At 67.2% G+C, this 24,591-nt stretch carries 22 protein-coding genes; 13 read left to right on the plus strand and 9 right to left on the minus strand.

Going from position 1 to position 24,591, the window contains the following annotated elements; translation table 11 throughout:
• Positions 1-62 precede the first annotated feature (62 nt).
• Positions 63-902: a 3'(2'),5'-bisphosphate nucleotidase CysQ family protein gene (locus CYD53_RS00750; protein WP_103716240.1), complete on the plus strand. Its 840-nt coding sequence runs from the start codon at positions 63-65 to the stop codon at positions 900-902.
• A 15-nt stretch (positions 903-917) separates the two neighbouring features.
• On the opposite strand, the gene CYD53_RS00755 is transcribed toward CYD53_RS00750, so the two are convergent.
• A complete protein-coding gene (locus tag CYD53_RS00755) occupies positions 918-1,502 on the minus strand; it encodes a YHS domain-containing (seleno)protein (RefSeq protein ID WP_245928021.1) in 585 nt (194 codons plus the stop codon).
• Positions 1,503-1,843: 341 nt separating this feature from the next.
• Here CYD53_RS00755 and CYD53_RS00760 point away from each other — a divergent pair, with 341 nt between their 5' ends.
• The 4 genes from CYD53_RS00760 (at position 1,844) to CYD53_RS00775 (ending at position 5,714) form a co-directional block, all read left to right on the plus strand.
• Positions 1,844-2,371, plus strand: a complete 528-nt coding sequence (locus tag CYD53_RS00760; protein WP_245928055.1) for a DUF1134 domain-containing protein — start codon at positions 1,844-1,846, stop codon at positions 2,369-2,371.
• Between the two features lie 100 nt (positions 2,372-2,471).
• Positions 2,472-3,728 (plus strand): coiled-coil domain-containing protein, encoded by a 1,257-nt coding sequence (locus CYD53_RS00765; RefSeq protein ID WP_103716242.1) that lies wholly within the window; start codon positions 2,472-2,474, stop codon positions 3,726-3,728.
• A gap of 181 nt (positions 3,729-3,909) precedes the next feature.
• Positions 3,910-4,854 carry a sugar kinase gene (locus tag CYD53_RS00770; RefSeq protein ID WP_245928022.1) on the plus strand — a complete coding sequence of 315 codons (945 nt, stop codon included), beginning with the start codon at positions 3,910-3,912 and terminating at the stop codon, positions 4,852-4,854.
• Positions 4,854-5,714, plus strand: a complete 861-nt coding sequence (locus tag CYD53_RS00775) for a TIGR01459 family HAD-type hydrolase (protein WP_103716244.1) — start codon at positions 4,854-4,856, stop codon at positions 5,712-5,714. The genes CYD53_RS00770 and CYD53_RS00775 overlap by 1 nt, the downstream gene beginning before the upstream one ends.
• Positions 5,715-5,726: 12 nt before the next feature.
• Here CYD53_RS00775 and CYD53_RS00780 read toward each other — a convergent pair whose 3' ends face one another.
• From CYD53_RS00780 to ribA, 3 genes are all read right to left on the minus strand, one after another.
• Positions 5,727-7,262 (minus strand): MFS transporter, encoded by a 1,536-nt coding sequence (locus CYD53_RS00780; RefSeq protein ID WP_425428247.1) that lies wholly within the window; start codon positions 7,260-7,262, stop codon positions 5,727-5,729.
• Positions 7,263-7,490: 228 nt separating this feature from the next.
• Positions 7,491-9,857: a glycosyltransferase family protein gene (locus CYD53_RS00790; protein ID WP_103716245.1), complete on the minus strand. Its 2,367-nt coding sequence runs from the start codon at positions 9,855-9,857 to the stop codon at positions 7,491-7,493.
• A 31-nt stretch (positions 9,858-9,888) separates the two neighbouring features.
• On the minus strand, positions 9,889-11,016 hold the full coding sequence (gene ribA / locus CYD53_RS00795; RefSeq protein WP_103716246.1) for a GTP cyclohydrolase II RibA: 1,128 nt from the start codon (positions 11,014-11,016) through the stop codon (positions 9,889-9,891).
• 257 nt (positions 11,017-11,273) lie between these two features.
• On the opposite strand from ribA, the gene CYD53_RS00800 reads away from it, so the two are divergent.
• Entirely contained in the window at positions 11,274-11,858 is a 585-nt protein-coding gene (locus CYD53_RS00800; RefSeq protein ID WP_245928023.1) for a cytochrome b, read from the plus strand.
• Between the two features lie 121 nt (positions 11,859-11,979).
• Here the strand turns inward: CYD53_RS00800 and CYD53_RS00805 are convergent, their stop codons facing one another.
• From CYD53_RS00805 to CYD53_RS00820, 4 genes are all read right to left on the minus strand, one after another.
• Positions 11,980-12,822: a class I SAM-dependent methyltransferase gene (locus CYD53_RS00805; RefSeq protein ID WP_103716247.1), complete on the minus strand. Its 843-nt coding sequence runs from the start codon at positions 12,820-12,822 to the stop codon at positions 11,980-11,982.
• Positions 12,822-13,871, minus strand: a complete 1,050-nt coding sequence (locus tag CYD53_RS00810) for a glycosyltransferase family 4 protein (RefSeq protein WP_103716248.1) — start codon at positions 13,869-13,871, stop codon at positions 12,822-12,824. Before CYD53_RS00810 ends, CYD53_RS00805 begins: the two co-directional genes overlap by 1 nt.
• Positions 13,868-14,269, minus strand: a complete 402-nt coding sequence (locus CYD53_RS00815; RefSeq protein ID WP_092167351.1) for a 6-pyruvoyl trahydropterin synthase family protein — start codon at positions 14,267-14,269, stop codon at positions 13,868-13,870. The genes CYD53_RS00810 and CYD53_RS00815 overlap by 4 nt, the downstream gene beginning before the upstream one ends.
• 121 nt (positions 14,270-14,390) lie before the next feature.
• Positions 14,391-15,398 (minus strand): zinc-dependent alcohol dehydrogenase, encoded by a 1,008-nt coding sequence (locus CYD53_RS00820; protein ID WP_103716249.1) that lies wholly within the window; start codon positions 15,396-15,398, stop codon positions 14,391-14,393.
• Positions 15,399-15,487: 89 nt separating this feature from the next.
• On the opposite strand from CYD53_RS00820, the gene mdoH reads away from it, so the two are divergent.
• From mdoH to CYD53_RS00850, 6 genes are all read left to right on the plus strand, one after another.
• Positions 15,488-17,323, plus strand: coding sequence for a glucans biosynthesis glucosyltransferase MdoH (gene mdoH, locus CYD53_RS00825; protein WP_103716250.1), 1,836 nt, complete (start codon positions 15,488-15,490; stop codon positions 17,321-17,323).
• Positions 17,320-18,078, plus strand: a complete 759-nt coding sequence (locus CYD53_RS00830; protein ID WP_210202270.1) for an FkbM family methyltransferase — start codon at positions 17,320-17,322, stop codon at positions 18,076-18,078. The genes mdoH and CYD53_RS00830 overlap by 4 nt, the downstream gene beginning before the upstream one ends.
• Before the next feature lie 8 nt (positions 18,079-18,086).
• Positions 18,087-19,070: a hypothetical protein gene (locus CYD53_RS00835; protein WP_146055785.1), complete on the plus strand. Its 984-nt coding sequence runs from the start codon at positions 18,087-18,089 to the stop codon at positions 19,068-19,070.
• A gap of 174 nt (positions 19,071-19,244) precedes the next feature.
• On the plus strand, positions 19,245-20,024 hold the full coding sequence (gene otnI, locus CYD53_RS00840) for a 2-oxo-tetronate isomerase (RefSeq protein ID WP_103716253.1): 780 nt from the start codon (positions 19,245-19,247) through the stop codon (positions 20,022-20,024).
• Complete coding sequence (locus tag CYD53_RS00845) at positions 20,021-21,022, plus strand: glucokinase (RefSeq protein ID WP_181011659.1); 1,002 nt, start codon at positions 20,021-20,023, stop codon at positions 21,020-21,022. The genes otnI and CYD53_RS00845 overlap by 4 nt, the downstream gene beginning before the upstream one ends.
• Positions 21,023-21,058: 36 nt before the next feature.
• Positions 21,059-22,105 (plus strand): acyltransferase family protein, encoded by a 1,047-nt coding sequence (locus CYD53_RS00850; RefSeq protein ID WP_245928024.1) that lies wholly within the window; start codon positions 21,059-21,061, stop codon positions 22,103-22,105.
• 57 nt (positions 22,106-22,162) lie between these two features.
• On the opposite strand, the gene CYD53_RS00855 is transcribed toward CYD53_RS00850, so the two are convergent.
• Positions 22,163-22,522, minus strand: a complete 360-nt coding sequence (locus CYD53_RS00855; RefSeq protein ID WP_342751631.1) for a hypothetical protein — start codon at positions 22,520-22,522, stop codon at positions 22,163-22,165.
• Between the two features lie 154 nt (positions 22,523-22,676).
• Here CYD53_RS00855 and CYD53_RS00860 point away from each other — a divergent pair, with 154 nt between their 5' ends.
• Positions 22,677-24,488, plus strand: a complete 1,812-nt coding sequence (locus CYD53_RS00860; RefSeq protein WP_103716256.1) for an ABC-F family ATP-binding cassette domain-containing protein — start codon at positions 22,677-22,679, stop codon at positions 24,486-24,488.
• Positions 24,489-24,591 lie beyond the last annotated feature (103 nt).

Below are 24,591 nucleotides of genomic sequence, written 5' to 3' on the forward strand. Positions count from 1 at the left end.
GGTGCCATCTTGGTTTGCATGTGGTTAACCCTGGTTTTCTTGTCGAAGGGGCCTTCGGGACGATGATCGGCCAAGACGACCCCCGACTTTGCGACTGCAACGATCTGGCGCGCCGGCTCGCGGAAGCCGCGCGCCTGAGCGCGGCGGTGCTGCTGACGATGCGCATGGCGCGCGACGTCAAGGTCAAAGCCGACGGGTCGCCGGTCTGCTCGGCCGATCTCGCTGCCGACCACACCGCCAAGAGCGCGCTCACACGACTGCTGCCCGGCTTCCCGGTGATCAGCGAGGAAAGCGCCGACGCCGTCGCGCCCGCTCCGGTCTTCATCCTGCTCGATCCGCTGGACGGCACGCGCGAGTTTCTGGCCAATGGCGACAGCTATTGCGTGGCGATCGCGATCATCCGTGATGGACGGCCGGTCGCGGGCGCCATCGCGGCCCCGCAGCTCGGGCGGCTCTGGTTCGCCGGGGAGGGCGCCTTCTCGCAGCGCCTGGCATCGGACGGCGCGGCGCTGGGCGAGCCCAAGCGCATTCATGTCCGGTCGCTTCCGCCCGATGGGCCGGTCACCCTGGTCAGCCGCTTCCATGGCGACGAGCTCAGCGACAAGGTCGCGGTGGCCATGGGATCGCGCGCCACGATGCCGATGTCGTCGGCGGTCAAGTTCGGGCTCATCGCCTCGGGCGAGGCCGATCTGCATGTGCGCGCCGGCCAGACGATGGAATGGGACATCGCGGCCGGAGACGCGATCCTGAAGGCTGCGGGAGGCAGCGTGCTGATGCTGGACGGGGACCTGCCGCGCTATGGCGCAAGCGAGCGCCAGTTTCGCAATCCGCCCTTCGTGGCGGCCAGCAGCGAAGCGCTTGCACGTCGCGCAATCTCGACGGCGAACGCCTCCCGGGGCTGATCGGGGCCGCCGGAATTAGTTCCGCGCGATGGTCCCGTAGACATCCTTCCACTGCGCTTCGGCGAGCTGGAACAGTGCGGCGTTGTTGAGGAAGCGCCGGCGGTTTTCCCCGGTCCGGAACAGGTAGAGCCGCGAATCGATCACGGCGAACAGGTGCGGATCGCTCTCGACCGCCCGGCCATCGGCGACGCCTGTGGCATCGAAACCGGCGAAGGCCGGCTCATAGACGTCAGGCGCGTCGCGGAACGCCTCGCGGTTGGCGGCGGAGGCGAAGCGCCAGACCGCACCGCCATGAACGAGTTCGTAATCCGGGAGGCCCGGCGTCGCGCGCCCCAGCAGTTGATAGGCAACGGGGTCATAGCCGTGGAGCGCGAAGCCCGAGCGCGTGTCGCGCTGCATCGTTTCGCCCAGCCGCGGCAACTGCGGCAGGCCCGAGGGCAGGCCGGGCATGACCGAATCCGCGGCGGCGAGGCTTGGCGGTGAAGAAGGGCTCGGCGCGGAGGCGAGCGGCTGCGTGGCCAGGGCCGGCTGGACCGCAATGGCAAGCACGAGCGCGCCGACCGCAATCGAGTTCCAGCCCTGCCATGTTACGGCCTTCATCGCGTCAAATCCTTTGGATGTCAGTTCTTCGGTGAGCCGTAGCGCGCCGGAATCTTCACGGGTTGGATACACTTGCGAGGTATCAAACCCGTTACCGAAATGGTGCGTATTTGCGCGGTGTCATGCTTCGCGTTCGAAAACCGCGCATTTCTGCGCGGTCCAGAACTCCCCTCCGACAGGGAGATCGGCACGGAACTGCAGTCGACTGCACTGCGGCCTCCACGGTCTTCCGGTCGGTTTGAATTCACGAACTGGCGCCCAGCCCGGAGATGATCTCGATGACACAGACACGCCGCAGCTTCGTCGCCGGAGGGCTCGCGCTTGCGAGCGCCGGCCTGGCGATGCAGCCCGCTCCCGCCCTCGCTCAGCAGAACTACAGCCAGAGCCGGTCATTCTCGCAAAACGAGCTCGTCACCTCCGGTCATCAATTCTTCGGAAACGTCTCGCGCGGCCTTGCCTTGACGATTGAAGAGGCTGTGCGGCGCTGGGGCGAGCCCAATGGCTATGTGCTGGGCCAGGAGGCCTCAGGCGCCTTCGTCGGCGGGTTGCGCTATGGCGAGGGCACGCTGTTCACCCGCAATGCCGGCGATCGCAAGGTGTTCTGGCAAGGGCCGTCCGTCGGCTTCGATTTTGGCGGCGAGGGCGCCCGCACGATGATGCTGGTCTATAACCTCCCGGCGGTCGAGGCGCTCTACCAGCGTTTCGTCGGCGTCGACGGCTCGGCCTATTTCATCGGCGGCTTCGGCTTCACCGCCATGGCGGCCGAGAACGTGACGCTGGTGCCGATCCGTACAGGCATCGGTTGGCGGCTAGGCGTCAATCTCGGCTATCTGAAGTTCACGCCCCAGGCGACCTGGAACCCTTTCTGAGAGGGGTCTGCCGAGAGGGGGGTGTCGAAGCGCTGGTCATGATGCGGCCGGCGTGGCAGGTTCACGTGTCTGATCATGTCCAGATGCGGAGCGGCAAGTCTTGATCGAAGCCGTCATGCTCGTGATGCTCGGCTTTCTGTCGGCGACGCTTCTTGCGTTGGCGGCGGTCCCGGCCTTGGCGCGCCGCGCCGACAGGCTGGCGCGCAAGCGGGCCGAGGCGGCTTTCCCGCTGTCGCTTGCCGAGATCGCTGCCGACCGCGACCATTTGCGCGCGGAACTCGCCCTGCGCGCGCGCGGGCTGGAGCAGCAGGCCGAGCGTGGCTTTGCCGCCAAGGCGGCGGCGATGCAGGATATCGGCCGGCGCGATATGAGGATCAGCCAGCTCGAACGCGATCTGCGCGCCGGTGAGGCGCGGATCGCCGATCTCGACGCGGATCTGACCGCCACGCGCGGCAAGCTCGTGGAGACGCAAGCCAGGCTCGCCGCCGAGAGCGCAAGCCATGTGGAGACGGGCCAGCTGCTCGACAAGCGCGTCGCGGACCTCGCCGTCCTCGAGCGCAGCCTCGCGGAGGCGCGCATGGCGCTGACCGGCACCAGCGCCGATTTATCTGCGCGCGCCGCCGAGCTTGACCAGGAGCGTGCGACTTTGGGCCGGGTTCAGGCGCTGCTGAGCGAGCGCGATGCGGAACTCGCCGCGCTGCGGGCGCAGAGTGACGTGATGCAAGCCTCGCAACTCAAGCATCAGACGCAGATGCTGGTGCTGGAAGGCCAATCCTTCGAGCTGTCGAGCCGCCTTGCGGCGGCTGAGCACGGGCTCGCTGTGACCAAGACCGCGCTCTCCGCGATGACGGTTGATCGCGACAGCGAAAGGCTGCGCGCCGACACTCTGTCCACGCGGGCGGCACAAGCTGAAGCCGGGCTGGCGGCGGCGGACGCCGCGAGCGCTGTGGCGGCGGCTGAGATCCGCCGCTTCCAAAGTTTGCTGAAGCAGGAGGCCGAGGCGCTCGCTTTGGAGATCCAGGCGCGCGAGGCGGCCGAGCGGCTCGCCGAGGAGATAAAGGCCGCGAGGCTCGGAGCCGAGCATAAGCTCAAGCAGGAAAACGAGGCTCTGCGCGGGTATTTGCGTGAGCGCGAGGAGCGCCTCGAGACGTTGCATGCAGAGATCCAGACCTTGCAGGGCGCGCTGGTGCAGGCGCGGACCGAACGAGATGTCCCGAAGCGCGATGACGTCAAACCGGCCGTGCCGGTCACATCCGCCGCCGTGCCCGCCAGCGGCAAGACCGCGCTCCGGCGCGACATCATGAAAGCCTCCGAGCGCTTGAAGACCGGGCGGCCGAAGCAGGAAGCCGCCGAATAGATCCCGCGACAGACCCGGTATGGGGTCGTCAGCTCTGGCTTCGAAAACCGCTTTCCACTTTCCCTGCCGATGCTCGAGAGGCGGATCAACGCGAAAAACCGGTTTCCACTTTTTCGCGTCCTGCTCTAGGAAAGCGCGCCCGCGCATCCCTGCGAGACCCCTGTCCGAAATGGTTCCTGCCGTGACCGAACCCAAGATCGACCTGCTTTGCATCGGCGAACCGCTGGGCGAGTTCAACGCGACGCGCGGCGAGCCCGGCGCCTTCCAGTTCGGCCATGGCGGCGACACCTCCAACTGCGCCGTCGCCGCGGCTCGCCAGGGCGCCTCGGTCGCCTATGCGGGTGCGCTGGGCGACGATAGTGCCGGCCGCTCCCTGCGTGGGCTGTGGCAGCGCGAGGGCGTCGATGATCGCCATGTCTCGACGCATCCAAGCGCACCGACCGGGCTGTATTTCGTCGATCATGGGCCAAGCGGACATGTCTTCTCCTATCTGCGGGCGGGCTCCGCCGCGAGCCTCTACGGGCCGCGCGATCTGCCACGCGACCTGATCCGCTCCGCGCGCATCATCCAGGCCTCGGGCATCAGCCAGGCGATCTCGGCAAGCGCCTGCGATGCGGTGTTCGAGGCCTTCGCGACCGCGCGCGAGGCCGGTGTGCTGACCGCCTACGACACCAATCTGCGCCTCAAGCTCTGGCCGCTGACGCGGGCGCGCGCGATCATCCACGCCGCCTGTGCGATGTCCGACATCGTGCTGCCGGGGCTGGACGATGCGACCCAGCTCACTGGTCTGAATTCTCCCGACGCCATCGTCGATTTCTATCTCGGTCTCGGCGCACGGGTGGTGGCGCTGACGCTCGGCCATGAGGGCTCGCTGGTGGCGACGCCTGTCCGGCGCGAGCGTCTGGTGCCGATCAAGGTCGATGCCATCGACGCGACCGGAGCGGGCGACTGCTATGATGGCGCGTTCCTGTCGGAATATATCCGCACCGGCGACGCCTTCGCGGCCGGGGCTTACGCCAATGTCGCCGCGGCGCTCTCGACGCAGGGCTATGGTGCGGTCGCGCCGCTGCCCCGCCGCGCCGATGTCGAAGCGCGGATGGCGCTTGAGGCGAAGGCTGCACAGTGATGGGTGTTCCGGTCCTGACCGAGGCGGGCGCGCTGCTCGCCCGCTATGATGTGCTGATCAGCGATGTCTGGGGCGTGGTTCATGACGGCGTCTGGGCGCTGCAGCCGGCCTGCGACGCCTTGATCCGCTTCCGCGAGGCGGGCGGGGCGGTGGTGCTGCTCTCGAACGCTCCCGGCCCCTCGCAACAGGTCGCCGGCGTGCTCGACAAGAAGCGCGTGCCGCGCCAGGCCTGGGATCGGCTGGTCACCTCGGGCGATGTGACGAAGGCGCTGATCGCTGCGAGCCATCACCAAAAGGTCTTTCACATCGGCTGGCATGACGACCGCTCGATTTTCGAAGGCGCCGACATCGTCCTGGTCGGGGAGGAGGAGGCCGATCTCGTCGTCGCCACCGAGCTCAATGACTACCGTACCGAGACGCCGGAGCAGTACCGCCCGCAGCTCGAACGTTTTGCCGCGCGCGGCGTGCCCTTCATCTGCGGCAATCCCGATCTCGTCGTCCATGTCGGCGAGGACCTCCTGCCCTGCGCCGGCGCACTGGCGACGATCTATGAGGAGCTCGGCGGCAAGGTCGCCTGGGCCGGCAAGCCGCACCGGCCGGCCTATGACCTCGCGCTGGAGGCCGCCCGTGCAGCGCGCGGCGGTCGCGCGGTCGACCCCGCCAAGGTGCTGGTCATCGGCGATGCCGTGCGCACCGACCTTGCCGGGGCGCGCATGATGGGTTTCGACAGCCTGTTCATCGCCGGGGGCATCCATCGCGACGAGACGATGCGTGGCGGCGAAGTGGACCCGGCCGGACTCGCCAAGGTGCTCGCCGGACTGCCTGTCCAGCCGAGGGCGGCGATGGGGGCGCTGGGCTGAGCCTGATGCGTTTTAGTGCGGCTCTCCTGGACGGGCGTCGCGCAGCACCGTCAGCGTGATGGCGATGCAGAACAGCATGCCGGCGACCGACAGGATAGCCGATGCGCGGAAGCCTGCCATGAAAGCCGCGCTCGCTTGCGCCAGAACCGGTCCCGCCTGATCGGGAGAAAGCTTGGCCGCGAGCGAGAGTGCCCCGCCCAGCGTCGCCCGCGCCGGGGCGAGCGCGTCCGCGCTGAAGCCGGGCACCACGATATCCGTCATGCGGCTGCGATAGAGCGCGGCGCCCAGGCTGCCCAGCACGGCGATGCCGAGCGCGCCGCCGAGCTCCGCGCTGGTTTCCGACATGGCGGAGGCTGCGCCCGTCCGCTCTGGAGGCGCCGACCCGACGACGATTCCGGTCGTCAGGGTGATCACCGGCGTGAAGCCGACCGAGAAGACCACCGATGCCGCGACGATCTGGACGAGATCGGGCGCGAAGACGAGCCAAATGAATCCAAGCGCGGAGACTGCCAGGCCGCTCGCCATCAGCGTCGCGGGTTTGCAGCGGGCGGCGAGCGCTGGCGTCACGAAGGAGGCGAGCGTGAAGGCGATGGCCGAGGGCAACGACCAGAGGCCGGCCTGCAGCGGCGTCAGGCCGGCGACGAGCTGGAAATACTGCGCCAGGAAGATGAAGCTGCCGAACATAAACAGGATGCTGGCGAGATTGATCGCCAGCGCAGCCCTGAAGGCGGGGATGCGGAACATGGCGAGGTCGATCATCGGGTCGGCCAGCCCTGCCTGCCGCCGCAGGAAGATCCAGGCGAGACCAAGCCCCGCCAGGATCGCGACCGCGGCCAGCAGCCCGAAGCCCGACTCGGCCCAGTGCTTGATGCCGTAGATCAGCCCGAGCACCGCCGCCAGCGAGAGCAGTGCGCTGAGGATATCGATGCGTCCGGCATTCGGCGCCCGGTATTCCGGCAGCAGAATGGGGCCGATGACCAGCAGCAGGAGCATCGGCGGTACGGCGATGAGGAACACCGAGCCCCACCAGAAATACTCGATCAGAAAACCGCCGACGACCGGGCCGATGATGGCCCCGGCAGAAAAACTCGCGATCCACATCGATATCGCGAAGGTCCGTTCCTTCTCGTCTTCGAACATCACGGCGATGAGCGAGAGCGTGGAGGGGGCAAGCGTTGCGCCGGCGATGCCGAGCACGGCGCGCATCGTGATCAGCATCTCGACGCTGTTCGAGAAGGCGGCGACGGTCGAGGCGAGGCCGAAGAACGCCGCGCCGACCATCAGCAAGCGGCGGCGGCCGATGCGGTCGCCGAGCGTGCCCATGGTCATCAGGAAGCCCGCGACCATGAAGCCGTAAATGTCGATGATCCAGAGAAGCTGGCTCGCGCTGGGCTTCAGCTCGCGTGTCAGCGTCGGGACTGCGAGGTTCAGCACCGTCAGATCCATCGAGTAGATCATGCAGGGCAGGGCGATCGCGATCAGGCCAAGCCATTCGCGGCGCGTCGCCTTTCTGCCGCCCTGCGGCGAGGCGGGTGCCGAAGTCATCATTCTCTCGCAGTCGTTCTGTCAGGGGCAGACCTTCTGCCACGAGAGTGCGGCTGAAGCTGGCAGGAGATCGTGTATCAGCTCTCCCTGCGACGAGTCTGCCAGCGCGCGTTCGAGCAGGCCTGAACGCGAAGCGCGATCGCTATGGTGAGGCGAGCGGTTCGGCCCGATAGGCCCGGTGCAGCCGTTCCAGGAAGGACGGCGCTTCGGGCCGGGGCATGGAGCCTCTCTTCACCCCTGTAGCTTTGTCCGCTCCGCGCGCAGCCGCTTGCCGATATCCTCGAACAGTCCTTCGAACGGTCTGAACACGAAGCGCACGGTCGAGCGGCCGGGAGGCACCGCGACGGCCCGGAACAGCACATTGGCGCGCAGCAATTCGGCCGGCTTGCCGTTGATCTCGGCCTGCCACCAATGGTGCCAGACATCGTTGAGCACGACGAAGCCGCCGCGCGGCGCATCGACCCTCAGCGACACCTCGGTTGTGCCGTAGTCGGTGATGATGACCGAGCCGGGCTGGGCCGGGCCGGTCGGGACCGGGGGCGGGGTGCGGTCGAGCAGCACGGTCGCCTTCGGATCGAAACCCTGCGGCCATTTTCCGCTCGTCAGGATCGCATCGAAATCCACCTTCTGCGCCTGGGTGACGAGCAGCACGCGCGGCAGCGCGCGCGGGTTCTCGTAGACATAGGCGTCCTTGGTGCGGGCGATCTGGATGAGGTCGCCAGGCTTCAGGTTTTTGTCGATCTGCTCGACGGGAACGCCGGTCGCGATGAAGCGCAGGCCCAACATATCGGCGAGCAGCGAGCGATAACCCGGCATCAGCGGTGAAAATTGGCGCTGCTCGGGCAGGGCGACATGATCCTCGGCCCCGGTCGCCTTGCTGTAGAGGCGAAGCCGGAGCGGGTTGTAGCCCAGCGTGTTGTCGAGCTCGTGCACGAGGCTGGCATTGGGCCAGTGGAAGCCGATGCCGGCGAGTTCGATGCGGTCGCGCCGGTCGGGCGCGGCGGTGCGGGCGGTCTCGCGTTTGAGCAGGGCGATCGTCTCGTTCTTGCTGTCGGCGCGCAGCACCTCATAGCTCTGCGATGGCAAGGCGGTCGATTCGCTGGGTCCGTTATTGACGGACAGATCGACGGTCAGCGTCGCAGCCAGCACGATCGCCGCGGCCAGCCCCGAGCCGCGCAGGCTCAAGCCGCGCGCCGCAACCAGCGCGCCCAGGCTGAGCACGGCGCAGAGCAGCGCGATCAGCAGCGGCATGGCCGCAACCGGCAGCCGGCCGACGGTCCAGGCAAGCCAGAGCGCAAGGCCAAGCGCGCCAAGGAAGATCGTCGCTTCAACGACATAGTGCCAAGGCCGGGCGCGCGGCGCGGTGTCGGTCATGACAAGATGAATGAGGTAGCCGCCGAGCAGCGCGAGAAGCGCGCCGAGAATGAACAGAGCATCGGCCGGCCTCCGGTAGAAATCGATGCCGGGCAGTTCGAACAGCAGGCGGAAGCCCGGTGTGTAGCGGCCGAGCGCATAGACCAACACGATCGCGGCGGCTGCGCTCAGCGCGATGATCTCGCGCCTGAGCAGTGCCCCGCGCACGATTCCCACGGTGAGGATCAGCAGCATCGGCAGGAGGCCGAGATAGAGCTGGCTCATATTGCGCGCGAGATAGAGATCGAGCGGCCCGAAACGCGCCTCGAAGGCCGGGCTCGGCGCGCCCCAGAAATTTTCCAGCGGGCCGGCCGCACCGTAGAGATTGGCGAAAAGGGCGGTGAGCAGCGCGGCTGGATGCAGCGAGCCCTTGCCCGCCCCGACCAGATCGATCTCGGGCCGGTTGGATTCCTGGGCGAAGAAGGCGGTGAGCAGGATCGGTACGGTCGCGACCAGGGCGGCGCCGAGGACGCCGGCCATGAGCGGCCACAGGCTCGCGCGCAGCGCCCGCCAGGGATGATGCGCCATCGCGATCGCAGCGATGACGAGTCCGATCAGCACATAGACGCCGATCAGCGCGACCTGATCGCGCCCCAGCACCATGAAGCCGGCCATGACGCCCGCCGCGAAACCATAAAGCGCCGAGCCGCGTTCCAGCGCGCGCGCGACCAGCAGCAGCGTGATCGCGAAATAGCCCAGGCTCAACACCTGCCCGACATGCTGGATGCGCCAGGCTGCCGAGGCGCCGAAGGCGAAGGCGAGCGCGGCGACGACGGCGCCCGCGGGGTGCCAGTCGCGGTCCCGGAACAGCAGGACGATGGCGAAGGCGCCTGCCAGCAGCGTGCCGAGCACAGCGCCGTCGCTCCAGCGGAAATCGGGCGTCGGGTTCAGCGCCGCGATCAGGGCGAAGGAGGGCGAGAAGATCAGCGATTGCGGATCGGCGACCTGCGGCGAACCGGAAAAGACGTAAGGCGTCCAGAACGGCGAGAGCCCCTTGTGCCAGGCGCTCGCCAGGAACTGGAGCTGCGGATGGAAATGCGCCTTGGCGTCCCAGGGAATCGTGACGGCGCCGGACAGCCACGGCCAGGACAAGGCGAACCAGGCCAGCGCCACGATGCAAAACACGCTGGCGAGCGGCCAGCGTGCGCGACGAAGCGAGGCGTGGTCGAGCGCGGGCTCGGACATCGGTCGACTCTGCCCGGAGTCGCGCTTGCGATCAATCCTTCGGCGCGGCCCGCGCCATCAGCGCGTCCATGTCGATGATGTGGCCGGCACGATCGCGCTTGGAGGCGAGATAGCGGACATTGTGGATATTGGGGCGGCCGAGCACGCGCTGGGTCGCTGCGACCTCAAGCCCCGCCGCCTTGATGGCGCCGACCTTGAGCGGGTTGTTGGTCAGAGCGGTGACCCGGGTCACGCCGAGCTGCTTCAGCATCGTCGCCGCAAAATCGTAATGGCGCTGGTCAAGGTCGAAGCCGAGGACCTCGTCGGCGTCATAGGTGTCCCAGCCCTGGCTCTGCAGCTTGTAGGCGCGCATCTTGTTGGAGATGCCGTTCCCACGGCCCTCCTGGTCGAGATAGAGCAGGATGCCGCCATCGTTCTGCGCCATCCACTGGACGGTTTCGCGGAGCTGGTCGCCGCAATCGCATTTCAGCGAGCCGAACAAGTCGCCGGTCAGGCAGGCCGAATGCAGCCGCACAGGGACCGCCTCGGACAGGTCAGGCTTGCCGACGATGATCGCGACCTGGTCGCGCAGGCCTTCGCCACCACGGAAGACGACGAATTCGGTGTCGGGTGCGCCCTCCAGCGGCACGGGCGCGCGGCCGACGATCGTCAGCGAGGCGGCCTGCGCGGCGCGGTAGGCGTTCACGGCTTCGATCGAAACCTCGATCAACGGTTCGCCCGAAACGGCTTCGGCGCTGACCGGCACGAGGATGACAGCCGGCAGCACAAGCGCCAGGCGGGCAAGCTCAAGCGCGACATTGTCGACCTCGGAGGTGGGGGCGACGGGCGCATCGACCTTGCCGTCGGTCTTGAGGGCGAGCGTCTCGACGCGGTCCAGATCGATCCGGGGCATTGCGAGCACGCCGGTTTCACCGCGCCCCTTCGCGCCCAGGCGGCGTAGCCGCGCAGCGCTCAGGACGAGATGGGCATGGCCCTTGGCAAGCTCGTCGAGGCGCTGGACCAGCACGGCGTCGGCGAGTTCGGCGGAGAGGGCCAAGGCCAGATGCTCGCCGGCGCGCAGCAGTACGGGGCGGCCGGCGCGGAATTCCGAGATCGCGCGATCGACGGCCACCAGGCTCGTCTCATGCGGGCGTCCGAAGAGCGTACGCGACTTGGGCATCGGGATTGTATCCGTCAGATTGCGCCGGTGATCGGCAGTGGAGTGTAGCTTCTACAGACGAAAGGTCGATATGGATGCGACCGCATGGCCGTCTCACCAAACCCGCCGACTGCGATGGGGTTCCCGCCGCCGGCATTATCTCGTCGCCCGACCCCGCAGCCATCCCATTCCATGACGTCGCCAATGACGTCGCGTATAGGGTTGCGACGTTGAACGTGAGATGAATGCGAAGGCATCGACCCGGCCCGGAGAGTTGCATGACGCAAGATCACGACCCGTTCGCGACCATGGCTTCGCCACCGCCGACATATAGTGCAGCCGCGCGCCATTTCCATTGGGCTACGGCCGCGGCCGTGCTCGTCATGCTGCCGCTCGGCTTCGCGATGACCTATCGCGGCAATACGCTGGATATCTGGGACGGGCTGACCGATGCGCTGTTCAGCACGCACAAGCTCATCGGTTTCCTGCTGATCTGGCTCGTTGCCGGGCGGCTTGCCTATCGGCTGTTGCGTGGCGCTCCGCCTGACGAGCCCAGCCTGCTCTGGTGGCAGAAGGCGGCTTCGCATCTGGTGCACTGGCTGCTCTACGGGCTGCTGTTGATCGTACCGCTGCTCGGCTGGATCGGCGTCTCGCTTTATCCGTCGCTGACGCTCTTCGGCCTGTTCGACCTGCCGCGACTGGCCGCGCCCAACCAGCCGCTGGCGGAGAATGTGCTGCGCGTCCATGGCAAGCTCGCCATCCTGACGGCGCTGCTCGTCGGCGGGCATATCGCGGCCGCGCTCTACCACCATCTGATCCGCAAGGACGGGGTGCTGCGCCGGATGCTGCCTGGGCTGCGATAGAACATTGCGCGAAAAAGCGGGCACCGGTTTTTCGTGGGGAGCAATGCTCTAGGCTCTTAGAATCGATCACGTTTTTCGCATTCGGCCGAATGCCGTCCGAATGCGACGTGATCGAGGGGCTTCAGACCGGGCGCGCCCAGAGATCGTTGTGCCCGATCAGGCCGGAGGCCGCCTCCCCCGTGTGGGCGCCGAGCCAGTCAGCGACGATGCCGGCCTCGACATGGCCGGTCTCCAGAACGGCGGCGGCGATGCCCTGTGTCAGGGCCCTGGTAAGCTCGCGCTGCCCCGCATCGAGGGTCCAGGCGCTATCCGCGGTCGAGACCGCGAAACCGGATTTGCGGAAGGCTTCCGCCATGACCTCCGTTGCGTCGGGGCCGGCCGCCGGGCCGAAACCCTTGTCGGTGCGCTGGTGATGCGCGAAGGCGGCGAGCATCCTGGCGTCGGCCTCATGGGCTGGCTGCCATTTCTCGCGCCCGTCATAGGTCAGCACGGTGTAGAGCGGCAGGCGCTGGCTGGCGAGCGCCGCGACGAAGCGCTCGATCCAGCGTTTCGAGGTCAGGTCGAACAGGGCGGCGGCGGTGACGAGATCGGGCTGCCAGCCGAGAACCCATTCCAGGTCCTTCATCAGGTCTGCCTGGCGGAAATCGACCGTGATCGACTTGCCGGCCTTGGCGAGGACGAGTTCCTCGCCTTGGTCGCGCGCCTCGTCGGCCCAGAGGCCGAGGGTTTCACGCGCGGCGTCGAGCAGGCGCTGGTCGAAGTCGACCAGCGTCCAGTGCTGGCGCGCGGGCAAGGCGGAGAAGGCGCCGCGCAGATTGGAGCCGGCGCCGCAGCCGAGATCGACGATCGAAATCGAGGTCTTGGGCGCAAAATGCGCACCGACGGCCGCAAGCAGCTCCGGATTGCGCGCTGCATGGTCGGCCGGCTCGCGCAGCGCCAGCCATTCGGGGGAGAAACCACCCATCACATCACCTTCCGACAGGTTTGCGCGACGATCGTCGCGGTATCGCGCCAGCGCGGTAAATCGTCAGCCGCGGCCCAGGCTGCATTCGCCATGCCTTCGCGAAGCGCATGATCGTCGATGAGCTTGCCTAGCATCTCAGTGAAGGCAGCGATATCGCCGGGTGGAACCTTGAGTGCGGCAGCATCCGGTGCGGTCTCGGCGGCCGCCCCGCCGGTCGTGCACAGGATCGGCAGAGCGCGCGCCAGCGCCTCGGTCAGCACCATGCCGTAGCCCTCAAACAGGGAAGGCATGACGAAAAGGTCAGCTTTGTCGTAGGCCTCGGCCAGGGTGTTCGCGTCCACGGCTCCGACCAGCGAGATGCGGTCCTCAAGCCCGACCGCCTCGATCTGCGCTTGGAGTGCGCGGGCCGTATCGGGTGCGCGGTCGGAGGCGCCGATGATCGTCAGCCGCCAGTTCCGGTCCTTGAGATCGGCAAGGGCGGCGACGAGCACGTCGTATCCCTTGCGCGGGACGAGCGAGCCGACGGCGAGCAGGGCAAGCGGGCTGCCATTGGCGCTGCCGCTGGCGCGGGGCGCGCGATCGACGCCGGGCAGCGCGACGGTGATCCTGTCCTCGGCGAGGCCGAAATCGGCGACCAGGATGCGCTTGGTAGCCGGGCTGGTCACGATGACGGCGCCAGCATAGCGCAAGGCAGCCGCTTCGCCCGCCAGCAATGCGCGGGCCCGCTCCGGGCGCAAGCCCGTTTCCAGCCCGAGCGGGTGGTGGACGAGCGCCACGACGCGGCCGGCGAGACCTGCCGCGATGCTTTCGGGGAAGGCGCCATAGGCCAGGCCGTCGATCAACAGGGCCGCATCGAAGGGCTGCGACAGGATCAACCGCCCGGTCTCGGCGAGGTCGCCAGGCGTCGGGTTCGGGAAGGAAGAGGGGAGAGCGAGGTGGCGCGCCGCGATGCCCATCTCGCGCCATTCGGCGAGCAGCCGGCGATCATAGCCATAGCCGCCTGTCGGCAGGTCGATGTCGCCGGGGACGGCGAGGACGATGCCGCTCACGCGAGCGCGCCCTCATAGCTAGCGCGCGCCAGATCGGTCTCGTGCAGCGTCACCTTGATGCGGGACAGGCCGGCTCCATCCTCGCCGAGCGCTCCGGAGGCCGCGGCCTGCGCCATCGCGTCGAAGATGTGCTTGCAGAGGAATTCTGTCGTGGTCAGCACGCCGGCAAATTGCGGCAGCGCGTCGAGATTCTGATAGTTCAGCGGCTTCAGCGTCCTGTTCAGCACCTCGAGCGCGGCTCCGATGTCGACGACGACATTATGCCGCGTCAGCCGCTCCCGAAAGAAGGCGACATCCACGATGAAGGTCGCGCCGTGCATGTTGCGGGCCGGGCCGAAGAACGGATCGGGCAGCGAATGGCCGATCATGATGCGGTCGCGAACTTCGACGGAAAACATGGATGCGACTCCTGCAGGCCGGCGGCTAGAGACGGATCAATGCGAAAAGCCGGTTCCCGCTCTTTCGCATCCTGCTCTTGTCAGCTGACCGGCCTGTCTTGGCCAAAGCCGCGGGGTCAGGTCAATAGCGCAGCACGGCGGTCAGGCCCGACCAATCGGCGGCAAGGATGCCTGGAAGCAGCGCCGGGGCATCCGCGAAGGCGATCTCCTGGCTGATCAGCGCATCCAAGCGATCGTCGCCGAGAAGCGCCATCGCGGCCTGGCTGCGGCGCGCATAACTCCAGCGGGGACGGCGCGAAGGCGCGACCTGTCCGACCTGCGACGAGATCAATTGCAGGCGCCTGGAATGAAATGCGCCGCCCAGCGAAACGGGGACGGCGCCCTCGCCATACCAGCTCAATTCGACGATACGGGCCTCGAAGCCGGCGGCATTGATCGCAGTCGCCAGCCCCGCGCCCGAGCCGCTGGCATGAAAGACGAGATCCGCGTCGCCGGGCGCATCCGCTGGCAGAGCAAAGCCGAAGCCGAGCGTGGCGGCAAGCGCGGCGCGGCCGGAATCGATGTCGACCAGCGTCACCTGCGCGCCCGGCAGCCGGGCCGCGAGCCACGCGACCAGCAGCCCGAGCACGCCGCCGCCGACCACGACGATCCTGTCGCCGGGGCCGGAGCCCGCATCCCAATGCGCGTTGAGCGCGGTTTCCATATTGGCGGTGAGTACGGCCCGGCGCGCCGGCACATTCTCGGGCACGAGCGTCAATCGGTCGCTGGGCGCGGTGAAATGGTCCTGATGCGGATGCAGGCAGAAGACGGTCTTGCCGAGCATGCCGGGCGGGCCTGCATCCACCTGGCCCACCGCGCAGTAGCCGTATTTCACCGGAAAGGGGAATTCCCCGTCCTGGAAGGGGGCACGCATGCGCTCATATTCGCAGGCCGGCACGCGGCCCTCCAGGACGAGACGCTCCGTGCCGCGACTGATGCCGCTCCAGAGCGTGCGGATGCGACAATCTTGCGGGCCGGCCTCGGGAAAAGCATCGGCGTTCAGGGCGCATTCACGCGGCGAAATATACCAGAGAGCGGTCGCCTTCGCGCTTGCGCTCGCTACGGTTGCCGGCTTTAGCTCCTTCGCCATATCGAGCCGATCCCTGTTCCCGACCAAGCCTTTACCGCAAGCCTTTACCGACCGCAGGCCTTTCGACTGATATCATGACAGAGACCGCCATGAACCAGCGCCCCGCTCCGACCACGTTCCAGTCGGCGGCGCAAGAGGCCGAGAGCCTGCGGGGCCTGACGCCGACGGGGGTGCAGGCGACGGCGACGCTGAGCGCGCGGCGCTGGCTCGTGCTGGCGCTGAACATCGTCACGCTTGCCGCATTGCTGCTGGGGCTGGGGCGTGTGCTCGGGGTCGGCGGCTGGACGGTGACGGATGTGGCCATCTTCGTCGCCTTCCTGTTCGGTGCGCCCTGGACGGTGCTCGGTTTCTGGAACGCGGTGATCGGCCTCTGGCTCCTGCACGGCGCCGACGATGGGCTCGACCAGGTCGCACCCTTCGCAGCCGACGGCGAGGCCGCAACGCCAATCGCGATCCGCACCGCCATCCTGATGACCTTGCGCAATGAGGATCCGGAACGCGCCTTCCGCCGGCTGCGCGTGGTCAAGGACAGCGTCGAGGCGACGGGCCAAGGCGCCTGGTTCGATTATTTCGTGCTGTCGGATACGAGCGATGCCGCTGTCGCGGCGACGGAAGACCGGCTCGCGGCGCAATGGGCGAGCGAGATCGGCGCGACCGCGCGCCTCACCTATCGCCGCCGCACCGACAATGCCGGCTTCAAGGCGGGCAATGTCAGGGATTTCTGCGAGCGCTGGGGCGATCGCTACGAGGTCATGCTGCCGCTCGACGCCGACAGTGTCATGTCGGGCGATGCCATCGTGAAGCTGGCGCGGATGATGCAGGCGCATCCGAAGCTCGGTATCCTGCAAAGCTTGGTCGTGGGCATGCCGAGCCGGTCGGCCTTTGCCCGCATCTTCCAGTTCGGCATGCGCCAGGGCATGCGGCCCTACACCATGGGCTCGGCCTGGTGGATCGGCGATTGCGGTCCGTTCTGGGGCCATAACGCCATGGTGCGGATCGCTCCCTTCCGCGATGAATGCCATCTGCCGGTTCTGTCCGGCGAGGGGCCGCTCAGCGGGATGGTGATGAGCCATGATCAGGTCGAGGCGACGCTGATGCGCCGCGCCGGCTATGAGGTCCGTGTCTTGCCGCAGGAGATGGGAAGCTGGGAGGAAAACCCGCCGACCATGCTCGAATTCGCCAAGCGCGACCTGCGCTGGTGCCTCGGCAACCTGCAATATCTCAAATTGCTCGACCTGCCCGGCTTGAAGCCGATGAGCCGCTTCCAGCTGGTCTGGGCGATCCTGATGTTCCTGGGGCTACCAGCCTGGACGCTGATGATCGCGCTCGTGCCGGTGAAGGTCATCGAGGATGCCGGCATCGCGGGCTATCCCGCGGGCCTGGCCGCTTCCCTTTATGTGCTGTTTTTCGCGATGTATCTGTCGCCGAAGCTTGCAGGCTTCATCGACATTCTGCTGACCAGGGGCGGCACCCGGCGCTATGGCGGTACCGGGCGCTTCGTCGCCTCGGCGCTGATCGAGATCGTCTTCGCCTTCCTGCAAGGCGCGGTCTCGACCTTCCGGACGACGCTGTTCATGGTCGGCCTCGCCTTCGGACGCGCCAGGATCGGCTGGAACGGCCAATCGCGCGATGCGCATGCCTTGTCCTTCGCCACGGCCCTCGCCGGCTTGTGGCCGCACCTGCTGTTTGGGCTCTACATCTTCGGCGCGCTGATGCTGCTCTCGCCGACCGTGCTGCTCTGGTCGCTGCCGCTGACCGCAGGCTATGTGCTGGCGATCCCCTTCGCCATGCTCACGGCCATGCCCGCACTGGGGAGATGGTTCGCGCAGAGCGGGCTTTGCGGGATCCCCGAGGATTTCGACCCGCCGGTCGAGCTCTTAGCGATCGCAAATCTCCCGGCGATCGCAAATGAGGCGTCACGATGAGGCCAGCTACTTATCCGAAGGGCATGGCCAAGGCGGTTTCGCGCTCCTTGCGGGTCTATCACGGGGATACTGCGCGCAACGCCGCGATGGACGCGCTGTATGCGCGCTTCCTCAAACCAGGCGATCTCGCCTTCGATATCGGCGCGCATGTCGGGGACCGGGTCTCCTCGTTTCGCCGGCTGGGCGCGCGCGTCGTGGCGCTGGAGCCGCAGCCGGGGCCGGCGCGCGCGATCCGCCTGATTCATGGCCGCGACCCGCAGGTGACGCTGATCGAAGCCGCCTGCGGCGACAATGAAGGAGCCGTGACGCTGCAGATCAACAGCGCCAACCCAACGGTCTCGACAGCCTCGCCGGCTTTCGTCGGCGCTGCGCAAGGGGCTGGTGGCTGGGAAGGGCAGGTCTGGGACCATGAGATCACGGTTCCCTGCACGACGCTCGACAAGCTGATCTGGCGCCATGGCCTGCCGGCGCTCATCAAGATCGATGTCGAGGGCTTCGAGGCGCATGTGCTGGCGGGGCTGACCAAGGCCGTGCCGGTGATCTCCTTCGAGTTCACGACGATCCAGCGCGACGTTGCGGAGGCTTGCCTGGCGCTGCTGGATACGCTTGGACCTTATCGCTTCAATGTCGCGCTCGGCGAAAGCCAGAGCCTCGAACTCGCCGAGCCGGCGAGCGCGGAGGCGATCGGCGGCTTCCTGCGCGACCTGCCTCATTCCGCCAATTCCGGCGATGTCTACGCCATGCTGACGAGTTGATATCGATGATGACCCTTCTCTCCCGCTTGCGCTCCGTGATCCTGCCGCTCGCCTTGGCCTGCGCCGCTTGTCCGGCTCTCGCCGCCGGCGATGTCGCCGTCGAGGTCAAGAACGAGTCCGAGCCGGTGCTCTGCGCCGAGAAGGACAACGTCACCATCAAGGCGATCTCACCCGAGGTGCGGCGCTTCCAGATCGAGGCGGCGCATCCTGCCTACAATGCAGGTCTCCTGCGCGATAACTGGGATGCGGACTGGACCGATTGCGAGATGAAGGGCGATCCCTCCTTCGCAGCCCCGGTGCCGCCCCGGCGCGTCACCTTCTACGAGAGCATCGACTACTGGCTCGTCGGCTACACCTTCCCGACCTTCTGGCGCCCTGCCGATACCACCTTCAGGGTCGGCGACCGGGTCGAGAAGGGCCTGCACCTCGTCCAGCTCTGGAAGCTCGGCAAGGATCGTTCGCATGAATTGCTCGTGGTCTATCCGCAGGACGGCTATTGGCGCGCCAGACCGATGCCGCCGCAGCAGCTCGCGTCTTCGGCCTATGGCTCGTCCTTCCTGTTTGGGCCGATCGAGACCGATGGGCGCCCGGTCGTGAACATCAAGGAGATCGAGTTCGATCCCAAGACCACCACCTTCAAGCTGAGCTTCAAGGACGGTTCGTCCGGCAGCCTGAAGCTCGACAGCGTCGACGAGAACCGCATGGTGCTCGACGCGGTGCTCGACAAGCCGGTGACCGGCGGCAAGGGTTTCGTGGCGCTGCGCTCGATGTATGTCACCGAGTTCAACAACGACGTTGCCCGCATCGCGGTGCGCGAGCCCGGCGCCAAGGGCTGGCGCGAGGAGCCGCTGATGCCGTTCACCGGGGGCAAGGCGACCGATATCTGGATGGGCCGAACCACCCATTCGCGCCACAACACCTCCTCGCCCGACATGGTCTTCCGCAATTTCTCGAAGGACCCGAACCCGCCGGTTAAGGCGGAGAAGAAGTAGATCTGCTTCTACATCCGCACCGTCATCCCGGGTCGGCGCGGCTTCGCCGCTTGCCCGGGATAGCGGCGCGGATGGGATTGGCGGACGGAACGCAAGCTGCCCGGTTGCGTTTGATCATGACGGCCGCGGCGCTTCGCGCTAGCTTGCCCACCCTGATCCAGCCTCGAGGCCGACATGCCGCGCTTTGCCGCCAATCTCTCGATGATGTTCACCGAGTGGGACTTCCTCGACCGCTTCAAGGCTGCGGCCGATGCCGGTTTCGAGGCGGTCGAGTTCCTGTTTCCCTATGAGCATGCGCCTGAAAAAATCGGCCTGGCACTCGCCGGCGCCGAGGTCGAGCAGGCGCTGTTCAACCTGCCGCCGGGCGACTGGGCCAAGGGTGAGCGCGGCATGGCAGCGATTCCCGGCCGCGAGGAGGAGTTCCGGGCGGGTATTGAGGCTGCGCTGCCCTATGTCCATGAAACCGGCGTCAAGCGCCTGCACATGATGGCGGGCCATGCCGATCCGCAGGACCCCGCCGCGCAGAAGGCCTATCGCGCAGCGCTCGCCTATGCTGCCGACAAGCTGGCCGAGCACGACATCGATCTGCTGCTGGAGCCGATCAACGGCAAGGATATGCCCGGCTATTTCCTCAATGATTTCGACCAGGCGGCAGCTTATGTTCGCGAGTCGGGGCGCCGGAACGTCAGGCTGCAGTTCGACATGTATCATTGCGAGCTGATCCATGGCGACGTCTCCGGCAAGCTGAAGGCGCTCTATCCGCTCATCGGCCATGTCCAGATCGCCCGTGCCAATGGCCGCCACGAGCCCGACGCTTCGGGGCCCGACTATCCGCGCCTGTTCGATGAGCTGGACAGGCTCGGCTATGAGGGCTTCGTCGGCTGCGAGTACCGGCCGGCGGCCGGCACGCTCGAAGGGCTCGGCTGGTTCTCCGATTTCAGGAAGCCGGCGTGACCTCGCCTTTCGCCCATCCGGTTCTGGTCGCCGATATCGGCGGCACGAATTGCCGGCTTTCGCTCGTATCCGCGCAAGGGGCGCAGCACGAACCCCTGGCGCGGATCAGCACAGGCGTTCACCCGACGCCGGAGGCGGCGTTGGAGGCTGTGCTGTCGACGCTGGTGCAGCGGCCGCGCAGCGCCATCCTCGCCGTTGCAGGTCCTCTGGACGGGCGGGAGGCGCAGCTCACCAATGCCAATTGGCATTTCGACGGTCCGCGGCTCGCCAAGGCGCTCGGGCTCGAACAAGGCCTGCTGGTCAATGATTTCGAGGCGCTGGCGGCTTCGCTCGCCGTATTGCGCGAGGCGGATTTGACGACGCTGGTTCCGGGCCAGCCGGAGCCTGAAGGGCTCCGGCTCGTGCTTGGGCCTGGCACGGGCTTCGGCGCCGCCGCGCTCCTGATGCGGGGCGAGCGCGGCGTCCTGGTGCCGACCGAGGCCGGCCATATCGGCATCGGCCCGGAAGACCCGACCGAGCACAAGCTCTGGTCGGCGCTTGCCGCCGAGCAGCCGCGCGTCACGGTCGAGGGGCTGCTCAGCGGCGACGGGTTGTTGCGTTTCCATCGCGCAGTGGCGAAGCAATCGGGCATGCTGGAGGCCGATGTCAGCGCCGCTGATGTGACGACGCTGGCGCTCGACGGCGACCCTGCCGCGCTGATGGCGGTGATCTGCTTCTGGCGATTGCTGGCGCGGGTCGCAGGCGATCTCGCGCTCGCCTTCAAGGCGACGGGCGGTGTCTATATCGCTGGCGGCATCGTGCCGCGGCTGCTGCCGCTGGCCGATCTCGCGACGATCCAGGCCGTGTTCCATGGCAAGCCGCCGATGGAGGATCTGGCGAAGCGTTTCGCTTTGCATGTGATCACGACACATGATGCCGCCGAGCAGGGGCTGGCCGCCATCGCCGCCGCTCCGGCGCGGTTCGGACTGGACGACCCTACGCGGCTGTGGTTTGCGTGAACGCGTCGGTTTCGCGCGTCTGAGGCTCTTTCCGGTTTGTTCCAGCTTTACGGCATCCAGGCCCTGCGCGCGGCTGCGGCCTTCATGGTCGCCGTGCACCATGTCCAGTATGATGCGATTGCGCTGGCGGCGCGCAGCGGCACCGGATTCTCGCCTTCGCTGCTGTTGCCCTGGATGGCGGGCGTCGACATCTTCTTCGTCGTCTCCGGCTTCATCATGGTGCATGCCTCCGCCGATCTCTTCGGCCGGGCGGATGGTGCGAGGCTCTTCCTGCAGCGCCGGCTCGCGCGCATCGTGCCGCTCTACTGGGCCGCGACGACGCTGTTCCTGCTCGTTGGCCTGGTTCTGCCGGGCGCACTGAATTCGGGCGCGCCGGATCTGGCGCAGATCGCCGGCTCCTATCTGTTCTGGCCCACGATCTCGACGATAGGGCTCGTCCAGCCGGTCTATTCACTGGGCTGGACGCTGAACTACGAGATGCTGTTCTACGCCCTCTTCACCCTGGGGCTATTGCTGCCGCGCGCCTGGACGCTGCCGGCCATCACCTTGGCCCTGGTGGCGCTGGTCGCGGCCGAGAGACTGGCCGGACCGCTGGCCGTGCCGCTGCGCTTCTGGGGCCAGCCGATCGTGCTCGAATTCGTGGCCGGGATGGGGATCGCCCTGCTGTGGCGGCGCGGCTTTCGACTGGGGCTCGCCGCGCGCGCCGCGGTCGCGGCGCTGGGCGTGGCGCTGCTCCTGGTCGCGGCCCAGATGCCGGGCAGCGATGCGCCCTGGGCGGCGCTTGCATGGCGCGGCTCGGCCGCGGCCCTGCTCGTGCTGGCGGCAGCATGCGGCAGGCGGCGGGAGGAGCCCTCAATGCCGGTTCGCTGGCTGGCGCTCGTCGGCGACGCGTCCTATGCGCTTTATCTGGTGCACCCCTTCGTCATTCGGGGCCTGCGCGAGCTGTTCCAGCGCCTAGGTCTGGGATCGCCGCCGCTCTTCATCATCATGGCTCTGGCGGGCGCAGTCGTTGCGGCGCTCCTGGTCCACCGCGCCTTCGAGAAGCCGGCGACGCGCTTCATGCGGCGAAAGTTCGGCGCCTGAAAGCTCAGAGACTTGCTCCTGCGAAAAAAACCGGGTTCCCCATCTCGGGTGGTTGCTCTATTTCAAGCGCAATCCCTTCAGCGACTGGCCGACGACACCTCCGGAGCGGCGTCTCTCGGCGCGCTTGGCCTTGATGCCGGCAACATCCTCCGGCTGTGGATGGCGGCCGCGCTCCAGCAGTTCGAGCGTATATTCCTCATAGGTCAGGCCGAGCGCCTCGGCGCGCTCCTCGCGGCGCAGCGCGATTGCCGGCGGCTTGCGCCAGGCCCGGCGATGGGCCGTGCGCCATTCGAAATAGCGGTTGATCTCACCCTTGCCCCATTCCGGCTCATATGGTGGCGGCTCATCGAGCGGTGGGCCGCCATTGTCGCCCATGCGGGCCGGGCGTTCATCTCGCTGTCGCTTCGGTCTGGCCAAGGGGCACTCCGGGTGGGCGCTCGTTCGAAAGGGGCTCCTGCGCTTACGATAATCGCGGTTGTGCGCCGCACCAAGATCGAACTCATCGCAGCACGGCGCGTGACAGAGCCGCCGCGCCGGTCTATCCCGCCTGCATTCCCCTCACGGACACCCCATGGCCCCCTTGCTCCATCTGCGCGACGTCGCGCTCACCTTCGGCGGACAGCCGCTTCTCGAGGCGGCGGAGATTGCTGTTTCCGCCGGCGAGCGCGTTTGCCTGGTCGGCCGCAACGGCTCGGGCAAGTCGACCTTGCTGAAGATCGTGGCGGGGCTCGTCGAGGCCGACAGCGCCGACCGTTTCGTGCAGCCGGGTTGCACGGTCCGCTATCTGCCCCAGGAGCCGGATTTTACCGGCTACAAGACATCGCTCGCTTATGTCGAGGCGGGCCTGGGACCGGGCGACGACGCCTATCGCGCGCAATATCTGATCGACGAGCTCGGCCTGACCGGGCAGGAGGATCCCGCCACGATGTCGGGCGGCGAATCGCGCCGCGCGGCCTTGGCGCGGGTGCTCGCGCCCGAGCCCGACATTCTGCTGCTCGACGAGCCGACCAACCATCTCGACCTGCCCGTGATCGAATGGCTGGAGCAGGAGCTGAAATCCTTGCGCTCGGCCATGGTCCTGATCAGCCATGACAGGCGCTTCCTGACCTCGCTGTCGCGCGCCACGATCTGGCTCGATCGCGGCCTGACGCGGCGCATGGACAAGGGGTTCGGCGAGTTCGAGGCCTGGCGCGACGAGGTGCTCGCCCAGGAAGAGCTCGACCGGCACAAGCTCGACCGCAAGATCGCCCGCGAGGAAGACTGGCTGCGTTACGGCGTCAGCGCGCGCCGCACCCGCAACCAGCGCCGCCTCGGTGAACTGCATGGCCTGCGTGAGCAGCGCCGCACGGCCCGCAATGTCGTCGGCAATGTCCGCCTCGAGGCGAGCGAGGCGCAGACCTCCGGCAAGCTCGTGATCGAGGCGATCGACGTCGCGAAATCCTTTGGCGACAACGCGGTGGTGAAGTCGCTGTCGCTGCGCGTGGCGCGTGGCGACCGGATCGGCATCGTCGGCCCCAATGGCGCCGGCAAGACCACGCTGATCAACCTGCTGACCGGCGCGCTCGCGCCCGATTCCGGCAAGGTCAAGCTCGGCGTCTCCTTGAACATGGTCACGCTCGACCAGCGCCGCGAAAGTCTCGACCCTGCGACGCCGCTCGGCGATGCGCTGACCGGTGGTGGTTCCGACCAGGTCATGGTCGGCGACACGCCGCGTCATGTCATCGCTTATATGAAGGACTTCCTGTTCCAGCCGCTGCAGCGGCGCACGCCGGTGGGAGCGCTTTCGGGTGGCGAGCGCGGTCGATTGATGCTGGCGCGGGCGCTGGCAAAGCCTTCCAACCTCCTGGTGCTGGACGAGCCGACCAACGATCTCGACCTCGAGACGCTCGACCTGCTGCAGGAGCTTCTGGCCGATTATCAAGGCACGGTCCTGCTGGTCAGCCATGACCGTGACTTCATCGACCGTGTCGTCTCGGCGACGCTGATCTCGGATGGCGACGGCGTCTGGACGGAATTCGCCGGCGGCTATTCCGACATGCTGGCGCAGCGCGGGCGCGGCGTCGGCGCGAAGGTGAGGGCGGTTCCCGGGAAAGCGGCGCCGACCGAGGACAAGTCCATGGTGGCAGCCGCTCCTGCGCCGGCCGCGAAGCGCAAGCTTTCCTTCAACGAGAAGCATGCGCTGGAAACCTTGCCCAAGCGCATCGAGGTTCTGCAGGCGGAAGCCGCCAAGCTCAGCCAGGCGCTCTCGGGCGATCTCTATACGCGCGATCCCAAACTTTTCGCCAAGGCGACGATGCGGCTGGAGGAGGTGACGCGCGAGATCGCGCAGGCGGAAGAGCGCTGGCTGGCGTTGGAGATGTTGCAGGAAGAGTTGGGGGCGTGAGACCCAGCCTTTGCCGAGACAAGCGCGGGGAACCCTCTCCCATCCAAGTCGGATGTTTCCGACTTGGACCACGATCTCTGCCAATCTCGGGCAGGCCCGAGAT

This window comes from Allobosea psychrotolerans (assembly GCF_002917105.1).
Classification (GTDB): domain Bacteria; phylum Pseudomonadota; class Alphaproteobacteria; order Rhizobiales; family Beijerinckiaceae; genus Allobosea; species Allobosea psychrotolerans.

What these genes read in the sequence shown, in the direction of transcription:
- CYD53_RS00805 (WP_103716247.1), bottom strand. Translation starts at nt 12,822, where the DNA reads ATGGGTGGTTTCTCCCCCGAATGGCTGGCGCTGCGCGAGCCGGCCGAC.
- CYD53_RS00830 (WP_210202270.1), top strand. Translation starts at nt 17,320, where the DNA reads ATGAGGCCAGCTACTTATCCGAAGGGCATGGCCAAGGCGGTTTCGCGC.
- CYD53_RS00755 (WP_245928021.1), bottom strand. Translation starts at nt 1,502, where the DNA reads ATGAAGGCCGTAACATGGCAGGGCTGGAACTCGATTGCGGTCGGCGCG.
- CYD53_RS00815 (WP_092167351.1), bottom strand. Translation starts at nt 14,269, where the DNA reads ATGTTTTCCGTCGAAGTTCGCGACCGCATCATGATCGGCCATTCGCTG.
- CYD53_RS00820 (WP_103716249.1), bottom strand. Translation starts at nt 15,398, where the DNA reads ATGGCGAAGGAGCTAAAGCCGGCAACCGTAGCGAGCGCAAGCGCGAAG.
- otnI (WP_103716253.1), top strand. Translation starts at nt 19,245, where the DNA reads ATGCCGCGCTTTGCCGCCAATCTCTCGATGATGTTCACCGAGTGGGAC.
- mdoH (WP_103716250.1), top strand. Translation starts at nt 15,488, where the DNA reads ATGAACCAGCGCCCCGCTCCGACCACGTTCCAGTCGGCGGCGCAAGAG.
- CYD53_RS00780 (WP_425428247.1), bottom strand. Translation starts at nt 7,262, where the DNA reads ATGATGACTTCGGCACCCGCCTCGCCGCAGGGCGGCAGAAAGGCGACG.
- ribA (WP_103716246.1), bottom strand. Translation starts at nt 11,016, where the DNA reads ATGCCCAAGTCGCGTACGCTCTTCGGACGCCCGCATGAGACGAGCCTG.
- CYD53_RS00750 (WP_103716240.1), top strand. Translation starts at nt 63, where the DNA reads ATGATCGGCCAAGACGACCCCCGACTTTGCGACTGCAACGATCTGGCG.
- CYD53_RS00775 (WP_103716244.1), top strand. Translation starts at nt 4,854, where the DNA reads ATGGGTGTTCCGGTCCTGACCGAGGCGGGCGCGCTGCTCGCCCGCTAT.
- CYD53_RS00835 (WP_146055785.1), top strand. Translation starts at nt 18,087, where the DNA reads ATGACCCTTCTCTCCCGCTTGCGCTCCGTGATCCTGCCGCTCGCCTTG.
- CYD53_RS00860 (WP_103716256.1), top strand. Translation starts at nt 22,677, where the DNA reads ATGGCCCCCTTGCTCCATCTGCGCGACGTCGCGCTCACCTTCGGCGGA.
- CYD53_RS00790 (WP_103716245.1), bottom strand. Translation starts at nt 9,857, where the DNA reads ATGTCCGAGCCCGCGCTCGACCACGCCTCGCTTCGTCGCGCACGCTGG.
- CYD53_RS00800 (WP_245928023.1), top strand. Translation starts at nt 11,274, where the DNA reads ATGACGCAAGATCACGACCCGTTCGCGACCATGGCTTCGCCACCGCCG.
- CYD53_RS00760 (WP_245928055.1), top strand. Translation starts at nt 1,844, where the DNA reads ATGCAGCCCGCTCCCGCCCTCGCTCAGCAGAACTACAGCCAGAGCCGG.